This is a genomic window from Desulfallas sp. Bu1-1 (assembly GCF_015594625.1).
Taxonomy (GTDB): domain Bacteria; phylum Bacillota; class Desulfotomaculia; order Desulfotomaculales; family Desulfallaceae; genus JADNRQ01.
In genome coordinates, this window is record NZ_JADNRQ010000019.1 from 16399 (window position 1) to 30963 (window position 14565).

Sequence of the window (14565 nt, forward strand, 5' to 3'; positions counted from 1 at the left end):
AAACAGCAAGGTCATTGCTTTTTTAAGGGCAAATAAATCCGCAGGGAGGAAATTAAAACGCGGTACCGAATATAATAGTGTTTAAGGCAAAGGAGGCTATCCCCCAAGATGAATATTTTCCAACTTATCAACGAAGAACTGCAAAACGTGCAGCTGTTGATCCACAAAAATTTCAAGATCAAGGCGGGTCATATAAGTGATTTCATCTCCCTGGATCTGAATTATTTGGATTTTCATTTGCGGCCCGGTATAGTTATTTTAAGCAACCGCTTATTCGGCCCGGTAACGGAACGGACAATCGCCCTTGCCGCCGTGCTGCAATTTATTTTTTTAGCCTCCCGGGTCCATTTAAATGTGATTGAAAGCGGTACGGGCAGGGAAAGCGCACCGGATAACCGTTTTAAATACCAGTATCCCATCCTGGTGGGGGATTACCTCTACGGCAAGTTTTTTACCACCCTTTGCGACGCGGGTATTGTCCATTACCTGAAAAAATTGGCAAAACTGATTTGCACCATCAATAAGGGCGGCATATTGAACCATAAATACAAGAACAGAGAATTTGGCGATAAACAACAATATTATAGTATCATACGGAAAGAATCCGCGGAGTTGCTTGCCTGTTCGGCTTACCTGGGTGCCGACCTCGGCGGTGCGGGCACTAATGCCAAAAGACACCTGTACAACTTCGGTTTAAACCTCGGGATGGCCTTTGGTTTACTGGAAAAAGGCGCTTCATTAAAACAAGTTTCCCAGTATATACTTTCAGCGGAATCCATACTAAATCAATTTCCACCGGGGGAAGAAACCGACTGCTTCAGAAACCTGCTTACTTTATTGAAAAAAGATAATTCGGTGCTCCAACGCATGGTTATATGAAACGTCAATGTCAACACACTATTAGGAAAGCAGGTGTAGCCAGTGGCCTATCCGGATTTACGTGCGTTTGTTAATAAACTGGAAAAAAAGCGGCTATTAAAAAGAATTTCAACAGAAGTTGATGCGCATCTTGAAATTACCGAAATTACCGACCGGGTCTGCAAACGAGGCGGGCCCGCGCTACTGTTCGAAAACGTAAAGGGCTACGATATGCCCGTTTTAACCAATATGTTCGGCTCGCTGGAAAGAATGCAACTGGCCCTGGAAGTTGACTCGCTGGACCGGATCGGCGAAGATCTGATCAATTTAATTCAGCCGCCGGAACTTCCCACAACACTTATGGACAAGTTAAAGACGTTGCCCAAGCTGGCCCAGTTGTCTTCATTTTTGCCCAAATACGTCAAAACCGGTCCGTGCAAGGAAGTGATAAACAAGGACAACCCTTCCCTGGCCAGGTTGCCCGTTTTGCATTGCTGGCCGGAAGACGGCGGCCCATTTATCACTTTGCCTCTGGTATTTACCCGCGATCCGGTCACGGGACGCCGCAATGTCGGCATGTACCGTATGCAAGTCTACGATGACCGAACCACCGGCATGCACTGGCACATACACAAGGACGCCGCGGAGCATTACCGTAAAAACGGCGGTAAAATGCCGGTCGCCGTGGCCTTGGGGTGTGACCCTGCCACCATTTACGCCGCCACTGCCCCCCTGCCGCACGGGGTGGATGAGATCCTGTTCGCCGGATTTCTGCGCAAGGAACCGGTGGAAATGGTCAAATGCGAGACCGTGGACCTGGAGGTGCCGGCCAGGGCCGAGATTATCCTGGAAGGTTACGTTGACCCGGCGGAATCCCGCCTGGAAGGACCTTTCGGCGACCACACCGGGTACTATTCCCTGGCGGATCAGTATCCGGTATTTCACTTGACCTGCCTTACTCACCGTAAAAATCCCATTTACCCGGCTACAATCGTCGGCCGGCCTCCCATGGAGGATGCCTACCTGGGCAAGGCCACGGAGCGCATCTTTTTGCCGCTGATGCGCTTGCAGTTGCCGGAAATAGTTGACCTGAACATGCCGCCGGAGGGGGTTTTTCATAATTGCGTAATCGTATCCATACGTAAAAGTTACCCCGGCCAGGCCCGCAAGGTGATGTGCGCGTTGTGGGGTATGGGGTTGATGATGCTGGCCAAACTGATTATCGTGGTGGATGCCGATGTGGACGTTCAAAATCTTTCCGAGGTAATGTGGCGGGTATTCAATAACATCGACCCGCGCCGGGACGTAATGATGACGGAAGGCCCGCTGGATGCCCTGGACCACTCGTCACCGCTGCCTCACTACGGATCCAAAATGGGCATTGACGCCACCACCAAGTGGAAAGAAGAGGGTCACCTTCGCGAATGGCCGAAAGACATCGTCATGTCAACGGAGATCAAGGAGCTTGTGGATAGGAAGTGGCGCAGTTATGGTTTTGGCGATAATCAATAAAACCAAAACATTCCTGGAAATGATCCGTTTTGAGCACACCATTTTCGCCCTGCCCTTTGCCTACACCGGTGCATTACTGGTGGATAAAAAAGTCCCCGGGGGAGAGGACGTACTCTGGATCACTTTGGCCATGGTGGGCGCCCGTACCGCCGCCATGTCCTTAAACCGGCTCATTGACAGGCACATTGACGCCAAGAATCCACGGACAGCAAACAGGGCGCTGCCTCGCGGTCTGCTTTCATCCAGGGAGGTCTGGATTTACGTAATTTTATCTTTTGCCCTGCTGCTATACGCGGCACGCCAGCTTTCACCCCTGGCCTTTCAGTTGTTTCCCGTCGCCGTGGCAGCGCTTTCCTTTTACTCCTACACCAAACGATTCACCTGGACCTGCCACCTGTTTTTAGGCTTAACCCTGGGGCTGGCTCCCCTGGGCGCGTGGATTGCCATTGCCGGCAGCTTTCACATAGCTCCTGTACTGCTTGGCCTGGGGGTACTATTCTGGGTGGCGGGATTTGACGTTATTTACGCCTGTGATGACTTCAATTTCGACCGGGAATACGGCATTCATTCCATCCCGGCCCGTTTCGGCATTGCCGGGGCGCTGTCCATATCTTCGGCCTTCCACACCGTAGCGCCCCTGTTTTTTCTGGCTGTGGGCATATTATTGGACCTCGGCCTGTTTTACCTTTTGGGACTGGTTATCGCGGTTTCTTTGTTGTTTTACCAGCACAGACTGGTATCACCCGACGACCTGAGCCGGGCGGGAATTGCCTTTTTTAACCTGAACGGTATGCTCAGTATCGTGATGTTTTGTTTCACCTTGCTGGATATCCTGGTTCCCATTCGGATTTTTTAAGGAGAGGTTTAAATGATCAATACAGACAATGCGCTACAGGAAATTGCAGATAAGGTTGCAAAAGGACAGAGGCTTTCCCGGGAAGACGGCATCAAATTGTATCAATCAAATGACCTATTAAGCATCGGGAAATTGGCCAACCTGGTCCGGGAAAGAAAAAACGGCAAAAAAGCTTTTTTTATTGTCAACCGTCACATCAACCACACCAATATATGTGTCAACCGGTGCAAGCTCTGCGCCTTTGGCCGGGACGCCGGCAGCCCGGGCGCCTATATGCTGAGCCTGGATGAAATAGAGGCCAAAGCCAGACAGTCCGCAGGCGAAAATATTTCGGAAATACATATTGTGGGCGGGCTGAACCCTGACCTCAAGCTGGATTATTACGTTGAAATGCTCCGGCGTGTCCGGCACGTGTTGCCCGGGGTGATCATTCAGTCCTTTACCGCGGTGGAAATCGATTACCTGGCTCAACTGCACGGCATCTCACACCATGAGGTACTGGCCACTTTGCGGGATGCGGGCCTTGATTCTTTGCCGGGCGGCGGAGCGGAAATATTTGCGCCCCGGGTGCGGGAAATCATCTGTCCTAAAAAGATTGACGGGGAAAAGTGGCTGTCCGTCCACCGGGCCGCCCATGAACTGGGTATGCGGACCAATGCCACCATGTTGTACGGACATGTGGAAACCATTGAAGAAAGAGTGGATCACCTGCTTCGCCTGCGCGAGTTGCAGGACCAAACGGGCGGTTTCCTGACCTTCATCCCTCTGGCCTTCCATCCCAAGAACACCGCCCTTGAACCCATGGGGCTCGGAACCACCACCGGGTACGACGATCTAAAAACACTGGCCGTGGCCAGGTTGCTGCTGGACAACTTCGACCATATCAAGGCCTTCTGGATAATGATCGGGCCCAAAATGGCCCAGGTATCCCTTTCCTTCGGCGTGGACGACCTGGACGGCACAGTGGTGGAGGAAAAAATCGCCCACGATGCGGGCGCCGAAACCGATCAATCAATTAGCAGACAACAACTGGTGCGTATGATTAAAAGCGCAGGTTTTATTCCGGTACAACGGGATACCCTTTACAACGTTGTGGAGGAGGGTTTTTAATTGACCCGCATCAGACTGGGCCAAGTTGAATACATTAACTGCCTCCCGGTTTACTACGCCCTGGAAGATGGGCTGCTGGTGGATGACATTGATCTGGTGAAGGGGCCGCCCACCAAGTTGAACAAAATGTTCCTCGACGGGGATCTTGACGTTACCCCCATCTCGTCCATAGAGTACGCCAGGAATAGGGATAAATGCATTATTTTGCCCAATTTATCCATCAGCGCCGACGGGAAGGTGGAAAGCATCCTGTTTTTCAGTCGAATCCCGTTAACGGAACTGGAGGGGAAAAAAGTTTGCGTCACCACTTCCTCCGCAACTTCCGTGGCGCTATTACGGATCCTGTTTGAACATTACTACCACGTCAAGGTTGAATTTTGCCGGGCGCAACCGGATCTGGACGCTATGCTGGCGACATCGGACGGGGCGCTGCTGATCGGGGACGACGCCATGCGGGCGCACCACAGGATCAGACTTCAAAACCGGGACCTGGTGGTAACCGACCTCGGCGAGGCCTGGAAAAGTTTTACCGGGGAGAAAATGGTTTATGCCGTCTGGGTGATTAGATCCTCCCTGGCCGAAAAAGAACCGTATGTAGCGGATCAAATCAGCAAACTGCTTTATGAATCAAAATTGTTCGGGCTGGCCCACCGGGAAGCGTTAATAAAAAAAGCGCACCGGCAGTCCCAATTGCCTTACGACGTGTTGGATCACTATTTGGACACCATTCACCATGATTTGAGCGAAGACGAACGAAGAGCAATGCTCACTTACTTCGATTACGCGTATAAAAGTGGTATCATTGAAGAAAGGGTTAAGTTAAGGATCTGGGGTGAATAAATTGTCCAACGTACCCGCCCTTCTGGGAAAGGCGATTTCCGGTGACAGGCTTACTCTGGAGGAAGGCGTTGTTTTGCTGGAACAGGGCAGCCTGCTTGAACTGGGGGAGGCCGCCGACAGGATCAGGCAAAGGCTGCACCCGGACAGGCGTGTCACTTACATTATCGACCGAAACATCAACTATACCAACATTTGTGTCTGCCGCTGCCGCTTTTGCGCGTTTTACCGGCAAATGGGCGACGCTGACGCTTATGTGTTGAGCAAATCCCTGCTGTTTGAAAAAATTGAAGAGACCCTGGCCGCGGGCGGAACGGAACTGCTGATCCAGGGCGGCCTGCACCCCGGCCTGAACCTGGATTTTTTTATTGACATGTTACGGGAAATCAAGAAAAGATACGATATTCACATTCATTCCTTTTCACCTCCTGAAATCGTCCACCTGTCCGGGCTTTCCGGTTTACCGGTGACCGAAGTTCTGGCCCGCCTGAAGGATGCAGGCCTGGATTCCCTTCCCGGCGGTGGTGCTGAAATCCTGGTGGACAGGGTGAGGAAAATCATCAGCCCGAATAAAATCGGCTGGAAGCAGTGGATGGACGTGATGGACAAGGCCCACCGCCTGGGAATGAAAACAACCGCCACCATGATGTTCGGACATGTGGAAACCAGTGAGGACATTATTCTGCACCTGGTCAGGGTGCGGGAACAACAGGATGTCACCGGGGGCTTTACCGCCTTTATCCCCTGGAGTTTTCAACCCCGCAACACCAGGCTGGGCGGCTCCACGGTGGGGGGGGCCGAATACCTGAAGGTGCTGGCGGTGGCCCGCATTATGCTGGATAACATACCTAACATCCAGGCGTCCTGGGTCACCCAGGGGGCAAAAATTGCACAACTGGCCCTCAGCTTCGGAGCCAATGACTTCGGCAGCACCATGCTGGAGGAAAATGTAGTGCGGGCGGCGGGAGTGAACTACCGCATCGCCCTCAGGGAAATTCAAAGATGTATTATTGACGCGGGGTTTATCCCCGCCCAGCGCAGGACGGACTATACCATTATCGCCGAGCATCCCAATCTCCGCGCCATTTAAGGCAGCGGAGATTTTTTTCTTAAAAATAAAAAATTTTATGTTAAAATAGTTATATAATAGAGTGAATGTTCATTCATTGCCTGGGTGAGGAGGAATCACATTGACAACGCCGGACTTTCAACAGGAAATTAAAAGCGTGTTACCCCTTTTTCAACCGGAGTCGCTGGCAATCATCGGCGCTTCCAGCAACCCATTGAAACCAAGCGGCCAGCCGCTGGTGGCCCTGACCCAGTGCGGATTCAAGGGCAGGATTTACCCGGTTAATCCCAAATACCAAACCCTGTTAAATTTGCCCTGTTACCCGGCACTGAGAGACATCCCGGATCAAGTCGACCTGGCCATCATCGCGGTACCCGCGAAAATGACCATGGATGCCCTGCACGAGTGTGTTGAAAAGGGTGTCAAAGGCGTAATCATTTTCACCTCGGGGTTCGCCGAAGTGGGACCCGAAGGCGTGAAAATCCAGCAGGAAATGACCAGGTTGGCCAGGGAGACGGGCATGCGCATTTGCGGCCCCAACTGTATGGGCATTTTCAGCGCGCGCAACGCTTTGATGGCCAATTTCGCGGTTACTGAATTGCCCGACCGGGTATTGGTGCCTGATTTACTTGGCTTCATCAGTCAAAGCGGCGGTTTTGGGTCCGCCATTTACCAGATGATCAAAGAAAAGGGCTTTGGTTTCAGCCATTTTGTAAGCACAGGTAATGAGGCCGACCTGGAGTTTTCCCATTACATGGGTTTTATGGCCTCGGACAGCTGTACCAGGGTTATCGGTGGCTACCTGGAGGGGGTCAAAGACGGGCAAAAATTTCTCCAGGCCGCGGATATGGCCCTGGCCAACAACAAACCCGTCTTGTTGATCAAAGCGGGTCGTTCCCCGGCTGCCGCCAGGGCCGCCGCATCGCACACCGGAGCCCTGGTGGGGTCCGATAAAGTTTACAGCGCCGTGTTTAAACAAAAGGGTATCATCAGGGTGGAAAGCCTGGAAGAATACCAGATCATGCTGGGCTTACTGGCCGCAAACAAGGTTCCCCGGGGTAAAAGAGTGGCCATCCTGGCGACTTCCGGTGGCAGCGGCGTAGCGCTGGTGGATAAATGTTATCAATACGGGCTCGAAATCGCCGAACTCAGCAAAGAAACCAGGTCCGGTTTGGACAGGATTTTACCGGATTTTGCTTCCTCGGCCAACCCGGTGGACATCACCTCGGCCATCATGACCCAGCCGGGCCTGTTACAACAGTGTGCCGAAATAGTGGTTAACGATCCCGGTGTCGACATCCTGATCGCCGCGTACTGGGCCTTGCATGGCGACCGGAATAACCTGGAGCAAATGGTCCGGGTAAGCGGAAATACCGGCAAACCGGTGTTTAACATCGTCTGGGGACCGGAAGACCCCGCCCGGGAGGCCCTGCGGTTCTTAAACGAGCACCTGGTGCCGGCCGCCAGAGAGGTGGACTTCGCCATCAGATCCCTGGCCGCGCTGGCGGATTATAACGAGTATATCCGTACCCGCAAAGGCGCCAAACAAGCAGCTCCGCCCGTACCGCCCGGCGCCCGGGAGCAGGCCGGTAAAATACTGCTGAACCTGGCTCCGGGCACAAAGCTTACTGAATACGAGGCCAAACAGGTCCTGCGCGCCTACGGCATTCCAACCACCAGGGAGATACTCGCCACCACTCCGGAAGAGGCTGTTGATGCGGCCAATTCCATCGGTTATCCCGTGGTAATGAAGATAATTTCCCCCGGCATTCTGCACAAAACCGAAGCCGGCGGCGTGATCTTAAACGTGGCGTCAGAGGAAGAAGTAAAGGAGAACTTCCGAAAGATCATCAACAACGCCCGGAATTACAATGAAAAAGCCGTGATTGAAGGCGTGCTGGTTCAGGAGATGCTCCCCGGGGGAACCGAAATGATTGTTGGTGTAAGCAAGGACCCCGTGTTTGGTCCAACCGTGATGGCCGGCCTCGGCGGAATTTTTGTGGAGGCGCTGGAGGACGTTTCCGTACGGGTGGTTCCGGTTTCGCCCCTGGACGCCAGGGAAATGCTGGACGAGTTAAAGGGCAAGAAAGTATTGGAGGGGCTGCGCGGCAACCCGCCCGCGGACAAGGAGGCCCTGATCGGCCTTATCCAACGCGTTTCCCGCCTGGCGGAAGACTTTCCGCAGATTGCCGAGCTGGACATCAACCCTCTGCTTCTGTATCCGGAAGGACGAGGCGCATGCGCCGCGGATGCATTAATCATTATTGAATAATTACCGGTATGATATAAAGGGTTGCCGTGTGGCAATCCTTTACCTTTTAAGCTGTTTGGTTTTTTGATACCCTTGCGCTGAAAGAGTTGCTGCCATATAATGTATAAGATAATTGATGCTGGAGGATCAATATGTCCGATGTGAACAAAACTTTGTTCAGGTATATACCCTCAGTGGACGAAGTGCTGAATCAACCGAAAGTTGTATCGTTGCTCAGTTCAATTCCAAGGTCGTTGGTGTTGGAAGCGGTAAGGGAAGCAATTGCACACATCAGGGACGAAATAACAGCGGGCAACCTGAAGGAGCTCCGGGATGGGAACTTTCGCGATTTGCTCACCGGGCAGGTTGTTGATCGAACCGTACAGAATGCACAAAAAGTTAATCGTCCAAACTTGCGCCGGGTTCTCAATCTGACCGGCGTAGTGCTGCATACCAACCTGGGGCGCGCCGTTCTGGCGGAAAGTGCCATTCAGGCCATCAACAACGCGGCCTCGGGCTACACCAACCTTGAACTGGACCTAAACACCGGCAAGAGGGGTTCACGCTACGCCCCGGTGGAAAATTTATTGACCTGCCTGACCGGGGCCGAGGCCGCGATGGTTGTCAATAACAATGCAGCGGCCGTATTGCTTGCGCTGGGCACCCTGGCCAATGGCAAGGAGGTAATTGTCTCCAGGGGGCAGCTGGTTGAAATAGGGGGCTCTTTCCGCATCCCGGAGGTGATGGCTCAAAGCGGGGCCCGCCTGGTGGAAGTGGGCACCACCAATAAAACCTACCCCACCGACTACAGAAACGCCATTACTTCAGAAACAGCACTGTTGTTACATGTGCACACCAGTAATTACCGCATTGTCGGGTTCACCAGGGAAACATCCATCGCCGAACTGGTAGCCCTGGGCGCCGAATTTGGTTTACCAGTTATGTCCGACCTGGGCAGCGGTTCCCTGGTGGACTTCAAAACCCTGGGCCTGCCCGGCGAGCCGACGGTGCAACAAGTGGTCAAGGCCGGCTCGGACGTGGTCACATTTTCCGGCGACAAGCTGCTGGGCGGCCCCCAGGCCGGAATCATTGTCGGCAAGCGAAAATACATCGACAGAATGAAGAAAAACCCACTAACCCGTGCCGTACGAATTGATAAATTCACCGTGGCCGCTCTGGAAGCCACGTTAAGGGAATACCTCGAACCGGAAAACGCCCTGGGCAAGATTCCAACATTGAGCATGCTGACCGCGGGCCGGGAGAAACTAAATCAACGGACCATCGATCTGTGCGAAAAGCTTCGCCGCAGGGCCGGAGACAAAGCCCGGTTCAACACGGTGGAAACATTATCGGCCACTGGCGGCGGCGCTCTGCCGACCGCGGAGCTGCCTTCCCTGGCGGTGGAAGTATTGCCCCTGGATCTTTCGGTCACTGAATTGGCGGGGATGCTGCGGGAAGAGGAACCCGCCGTGATCGGAAGACTGCAAGATGACAGGTTGATTCTTGACTTGCGCACCCTTTTACCGGGTGAGGACGACTTACTGGCGGACGTAATAACCAGAGTGCTGGAACGAGGGGGTGTGGCGGCGCATTGAAGCATATCGTTATCGGTACGGCCGGTCACGTGGACCACGGAAAAACCGTGCTGGTCAAGGCCCTGACAGGTGTGGATACAGACAGGCTCAAAGAGGAAAAGGAAAGGGGCATCTCCATTGAACTGGGATTTGCCAAATTAAAATTACCCAGTGGTCATAACGCCGCCATTATTGATGTTCCGGGGCATGAACGGTTTATTAAAAACATGCTGGCCGGTGTCGGTGGTATTGACATCGTTATGCTCGTGGTGGCCGCGGACGAAGGAGTTATGCCGCAAACCCGGGAACACCTGGAAATTATCCAGTTACTGCAAATAGATAAAGGCGTTGTGGTGATCACCAAAAAAGACCTGGTGGATGAGGAATGGCTTAGTCTTGTTCGAGAAGAACTTCAAGAATTCCTGCGCGGCACCGTACTTGAAAACGCCAGAGTAGTCGCTGTCTCTTCGGTCACCGGTGAGGGCCTGGATGAATTGCTCCACGTTATCGATGAACTGGTAGCCGGCGTCGATGAAAAAAAATCTTCCGGGCCGCCGCGTATGCCCGTGGACCGTGTTTTTTCCGTCGTCGGCTTCGGTACCGTTTCCACCGGCACCTTGCTTTCCGGGCAAATCCGCCCGGGGGACAATCTGCAAGTTTATCCCGGTGATACGGTTTCCCGCGTGCGCAACATTCATGTTCACGGCCAAAAGGTGGACATGGCCGAAGCGGGCCAGCGTGTCGCTGTCAACCTGTCCGGCGTGGAAACGGGCGACATCAAGCGCGGCAATGTTCTGGCGGCGCCGGGCAGTTTAAAGCCGTCTCACCGGTTGGACGCCAGGATGAAGTTCCTACCCAGCGCCCCGAAGCCGTTAAAACACCGCGCCAGGGTCAGAGTCTATCTCGGCACCGCCGAAATACTGGGGCGGGTGGTTTTACTTGACCGGGAAGAATTGAAGCCCGGTGAAGACGCCTATGTTCAATTGCAACTGGAAGACCCCGTCGCCGCGGCCCGGGGCGACCATTTTGTAATCAGGTCCTATTCACCTATGCGCACTATCGGAGGGGGAACTGTGATTGACCCGGCCCCCGTAAAACACAAGCGCAACCGCAAGGAGGTCATAGAAGCACTGTCCACGGCGGAAAAAGGCACGCCTTCCGAATTGGTGGAACAATACCTTTTCACGACCGCGCGCCCGGTCCCCCTGCACCAGTTGGCTACCGGCGCGGGCATAAGCGAGGAAGAGGCCGGGAGCACCTTGCGGGAGCTACTGGATAACGACCGGGTGGTGAAACTCACCGCGGAAGGGGAAGATTATTATCTATCCGCCATGGTTCTGGCCCGATGGGAGCAAACAATCTTATCCGTTCTTAATGAATATCATCAAAAATATCCCCTGCGGGAAGGTTACCCCAAAGAAGAATTAAGATCCCGCTATTTCACGGTCCTGAATGCCAAGCAATTTCAAGTACTGGTTAATTACCTTGATCAGCGCGGCAAAGTGGCCGGCCGCGCCCAGAGCATCGCGTTAAGGGGGTTTGAACCCCAGCCCCCGCCGGAAATAAATGAAAAAATAAACCGTCTGGAAAAAATATTTTTGGAGAACGAATTCCAGCCGCCAACCTGGAGCGACGCCACTACCCGGGCGGGGATTAAAAATGCCGAAGCCCAGGAACTGCTGGGCTACCTGCTGGCCAGGGGCATACTGGTTAAACTGGCCGAAGGTATTTATCTTCACGGCAAAGCATTACGTAAAGCTGTTTCCCTGATCAAGGAACACCTGGAACAAAAGGGCGAGATTTCCCTGGGCGAGGTCAGAGATTTACTGCAAACATCCCGTAAATATACGCTGCCGCTGCTGGAATACCTGGACAGGGAAAAAGTAACCCGCCGGGTCGGCGATATGCGCGTGGCCGGCAAATTCCTGACTTGAACAAGAGGTGACTCATGTCCCGGTTGGAGGAAATAATCAAGAAAGACATTAAATCAAACGGACCGGTGACATTTGCCCGTTTCATGGAGGCGGCCCTGTACCACCCCCGGTACGGTTATTATACCTCCGCTGAAAACCCCATTGGCCGGCAAGGCGATTTTTACACCGCGCCCACCGCAAGCCCGCTATTCGGTGCCATGTTGGCCCGCCAGTTCCATGAAATGTGGCGTTTGGCCGGCCGCCCCGCACACTGGGTGCTGGTTGAATACGGCCCCGGTACCGGCGTGTTGGCCAGGGACGTTGTTGACGCGGCGGCCCGGGATCACCCTGAATTTTACGAGCACTTGGAATATTACCTGGTTGAAATCAGCGCCAAACTAAGGGAAAAACAGCGGAACGAGCTGGCTTCCAGCGCGGCCGCCGCCACAAAGTGCAAGTGGGCCGGCAGCCTGGATGAAATAAGGTCTTCCGGCCAAAGTATCGGTTGTGTTTTTGCCAATGAACTGGTGGATGCTTTCCCGGTGCACCTGGTGAAAAAAAATAACCACAGCCTGCGGGAGTTATACGTGGACATCCAGGATGACTGTTTCTATTTCCTGGAAGGCCCCCTTTCAAGAACTGAACTGGCCGGTTACTTTAAAATGCAGCATGTCGAGCTGGCCCCCGGCCAAAGGGCTGAAGTCAACCTGCAGGCCAGAGACTGGCTGGCCCATGTGGCCGCCGGCTTGAGCAAGGGATTCCTGCTAATTATTGATTACGGCTTGACCGCGCCGGAAATGTACAGCCCGCAGCGTTTTAACGGCACGCTGCGCTGTTTCCGCAGACACCGCCTGGTGGAAGACCCGCTGGTCAACCCCGGCGGGCAAGATATAACGGCGCACGTCAATTTTACGGCTCTGGCCATCTGGGGCCGGGAACTGGATCTTACAAAACTGGGTTTGGTCACTCAACCAAGGTTCTTGTTAAATCTCGGAATTTTGGATACGTTAAAGGAACACTCTGATTATACTTCCTCACCCGAAGTATTGAAAAAAACCGGGGCTATAAAACAACTGGTGTTGCCCGGCGGCATGGGCAATATTTTTAAAGTGCTGGCATTTTGCAAGGGGTTTGACCATTTGCCTGGTTTAACCGGTTTAAAATAATAATGAATCACCATAAGGAGGTCAAATATGCTTGAGCTTTATCGAACCCAAACCGGCCTACCTCCGTTTCAAATTCACCTTTTGGTCACTTCCACCAAATCCGGCTTAATCGTTCAATTACTTGGAGGGGATAAACCGCATGTCGGCGCCACGGTAATCACCCACCCCAGGCCAAGCCTGGTACCCGGGGGCGGAACAAGTTGCAATTCCATAGTCATTCCCGAACTGGGACACAAGGAAGATGAACTGGCCAAACCGCTGGCGGAAAAAATCGCGGTTGCATTAAATTGCACCGTTGTACTGGTGGCGGGTATTCATGTGGAAAACGCAGGCAGGGAGGGAATAGATAAAATTAAACTAATATGCCGGCAATTGGTGGAAGATTTTCTAAATCAAACCTCGGCAGGTAAATAAACCTTCGTAAAATAGCAATACATTGGGGCAAAATAAGAGCAGGAGGTGTTTGAATCTTGTCAAAATCATTTAGCTCCGGAAGCAGTTCCAGCTCCAGCTCCAGTTCGGTCGACCCCAAAACCGGGTGCGCATCAACCAGATGCCCGAAGGATGATTCATTAGCCGGCAAATCTGATAGTCGCACTGCGGTGGAAGACTTGGAAATGGGAAGCGATTACCAGGAAGAGGATATTTAAAAAATACGGGGTTGATAGCCCCGTATTTTTTCTTGACTTGGCACATATAACCCTAATATAAATAAGTAAACCACTGTTTACCTGGAGGTGTCCAATATGGGCGTATTGGCCATGACCCTGGCCATTATCTGTTTTATCGCCGGCCTTGCCGGTTCCGTACTGCCGGTTTTACCCGGGGCGATATTAATTTGGGCCGGCATGCTGGTTTACGGGATTCTTACCAAGTTTACCACGCTGAACACCTTCTTTTTTATCGGCCAGGCGCTGGCGGTGTCCCTTGTCTATGCGGTCGATTATTTGGTCGGCATGGTGGGGGTGAAAAAATTCGGCGGCTCCCGCAACGCCGTTTATGGCAGTTTTGCCGGTGCCATTCTCGGCATTATTATCATGGGTCCCGCCGGCATCATTTTCGGCCCTTTCATCGGGGCAATTGTTGGGGAGTTGCTGAACAAGCAAAAACTGAACATTGCCGTCCGATCCGGTATCGGCACCCTGGTGGGTTTGCTCGGCGGTACCCTGGTGAAGCTGGTGATTGAAGCAGCCATGATCTTCTGGTTTTTCTGGGCCGTGTTGGTCTAATCCTGCTCCGCAAACTCCTCTCCCAGCGGCCCGCCGGCCTCATTCAGCTGGAAACCGCACAGGTCCTTGTTTTTTCTTCTTGCATCCCGCAGTACCTCTTCACCGGTTTCCTCCGAGTCAATTCTGTTTTGTACCTGGCTGGTAAAGTTCTTTTGATCACCCGGCATAAAAAATCACCTCGAGAATATTA

At 53.0% G+C, this 14565-nt stretch carries 14 protein-coding genes; 13 read left to right on the top strand and 1 reads right to left on the bottom strand.

Features of this window, described 5'->3' with window-relative positions; all coding sequences use genetic code 11:
• The first annotated feature begins 108 nt into the window (after window positions 1-108).
• The 13 genes from IT084_RS14090 (at window position 109) to IT084_RS14150 (ending at window position 14375) form a co-directional block, all read left to right on the top strand.
• A complete protein-coding gene (locus IT084_RS14090; RefSeq protein WP_195713539.1) occupies window positions 109-879 on the top strand; it encodes a polyprenyl synthetase family protein in 771 nt (256 codons plus the stop codon).
• A gap of 42 nt (window positions 880-921) precedes the next feature.
• Window positions 922-2370: a menaquinone biosynthesis decarboxylase gene (locus IT084_RS14095; protein ID WP_195713540.1), complete on the top strand. Its 1449-nt coding sequence runs from the start codon at window positions 922-924 to the stop codon at window positions 2368-2370.
• Window positions 2348-3226, top strand: a complete 879-nt coding sequence (locus tag IT084_RS14100; RefSeq protein ID WP_195713541.1) for a UbiA-like polyprenyltransferase — start codon at window positions 2348-2350, stop codon at window positions 3224-3226. The genes IT084_RS14095 and IT084_RS14100 overlap by 23 nt, the downstream gene beginning before the upstream one ends.
• Window positions 3227-3238: 12 nt before the next feature.
• A complete protein-coding gene (mqnE, locus tag IT084_RS14105) occupies window positions 3239-4336 on the top strand; it encodes an aminofutalosine synthase MqnE (protein ID WP_195713542.1) in 1098 nt (365 codons plus the stop codon).
• Window positions 4337-5176 carry a menaquinone biosynthetic enzyme MqnA/MqnD family protein gene (locus tag IT084_RS14110; RefSeq protein ID WP_195713543.1) on the top strand — a complete coding sequence of 280 codons (840 nt, stop codon included), beginning with the start codon at window positions 4337-4339 and terminating at the stop codon, window positions 5174-5176.
• Complete coding sequence (gene mqnC / locus IT084_RS14115) at window positions 5169-6263, top strand: cyclic dehypoxanthinyl futalosine synthase (protein WP_195713544.1); 1095 nt, start codon at window positions 5169-5171, stop codon at window positions 6261-6263. Before IT084_RS14110 ends, mqnC begins: the two co-directional genes overlap by 8 nt.
• A 100-nt stretch (window positions 6264-6363) precedes the next feature.
• The gene (locus IT084_RS14120) at window positions 6364-8514 is read left to right on the top strand and encodes an acetate--CoA ligase family protein (protein WP_195713545.1); all 2151 of its coding nucleotides are present in this window, start codon (window positions 6364-6366) and stop codon (window positions 8512-8514) included.
• 131 nt (window positions 8515-8645) lie between these two features.
• Window positions 8646-10088 (top strand): L-seryl-tRNA(Sec) selenium transferase, encoded by a 1443-nt coding sequence (selA, locus tag IT084_RS14125; protein ID WP_195713546.1) that lies wholly within the window; start codon window positions 8646-8648, stop codon window positions 10086-10088.
• Window positions 10085-12001 carry a selenocysteine-specific translation elongation factor gene (gene selB, locus IT084_RS14130; RefSeq protein WP_195713547.1) on the top strand — a complete coding sequence of 639 codons (1917 nt, stop codon included), beginning with the start codon at window positions 10085-10087 and terminating at the stop codon, window positions 11999-12001. Before selA ends, selB begins: the two co-directional genes overlap by 4 nt.
• 14 nt (window positions 12002-12015) lie before the next feature.
• A complete protein-coding gene (locus IT084_RS14135) occupies window positions 12016-13146 on the top strand; it encodes a class I SAM-dependent methyltransferase (protein WP_195713548.1) in 1131 nt (376 codons plus the stop codon).
• 27 nt (window positions 13147-13173) lie between these two features.
• The gene (locus IT084_RS14140; RefSeq protein WP_195713549.1) at window positions 13174-13560 is read left to right on the top strand and encodes a hypothetical protein; all 387 of its coding nucleotides are present in this window, start codon (window positions 13174-13176) and stop codon (window positions 13558-13560) included.
• 56 nt (window positions 13561-13616) lie between these two features.
• Window positions 13617-13796, top strand: coding sequence for a hypothetical protein (locus IT084_RS14145; protein WP_195713550.1), 180 nt, complete (start codon window positions 13617-13619; stop codon window positions 13794-13796).
• Window positions 13797-13892: 96 nt separating this feature from the next.
• Window positions 13893-14375 (top strand): DUF456 domain-containing protein, encoded by a 483-nt coding sequence (locus IT084_RS14150; protein ID WP_195713551.1) that lies wholly within the window; start codon window positions 13893-13895, stop codon window positions 14373-14375.
• On the opposite strand, the gene IT084_RS14155 is transcribed toward IT084_RS14150, so the two are convergent.
• Entirely contained in the window at window positions 14372-14542 is a 171-nt protein-coding gene (locus tag IT084_RS14155) for a hypothetical protein (RefSeq protein WP_195713552.1), read from the bottom strand. The two genes, IT084_RS14150 and IT084_RS14155, sit on opposite strands and share 4 nt — an antisense overlap.
• Window positions 14543-14565 lie beyond the last annotated feature (23 nt).

Excerpts from the sequence above, each read along its gene's own strand:
- IT084_RS14090 (WP_195713539.1), top strand. The coding sequence starts at position 109 with ATGAATATTTTCCAACTTATCAACGAAGAACTGCAAAACGTGCAGCTG.
- IT084_RS14100 (WP_195713541.1), top strand. The coding sequence starts at position 2,348 with ATGGTTTTGGCGATAATCAATAAAACCAAAACATTCCTGGAAATGATC.
- mqnE (WP_195713542.1), top strand. The coding sequence starts at position 3,239 with ATGATCAATACAGACAATGCGCTACAGGAAATTGCAGATAAGGTTGCA.
- selA (WP_195713546.1), top strand. The coding sequence starts at position 8,646 with ATGTCCGATGTGAACAAAACTTTGTTCAGGTATATACCCTCAGTGGAC.
- IT084_RS14135 (WP_195713548.1), top strand. The coding sequence starts at position 12,016 with ATGTCCCGGTTGGAGGAAATAATCAAGAAAGACATTAAATCAAACGGA.
- IT084_RS14140 (WP_195713549.1), top strand. The coding sequence starts at position 13,174 with ATGCTTGAGCTTTATCGAACCCAAACCGGCCTACCTCCGTTTCAAATT.
- IT084_RS14150 (WP_195713551.1), top strand. The coding sequence starts at position 13,893 with ATGGGCGTATTGGCCATGACCCTGGCCATTATCTGTTTTATCGCCGGC.
- IT084_RS14155 (WP_195713552.1), bottom strand. The coding sequence starts at position 14,542 with ATGCCGGGTGATCAAAAGAACTTTACCAGCCAGGTACAAAACAGAATT.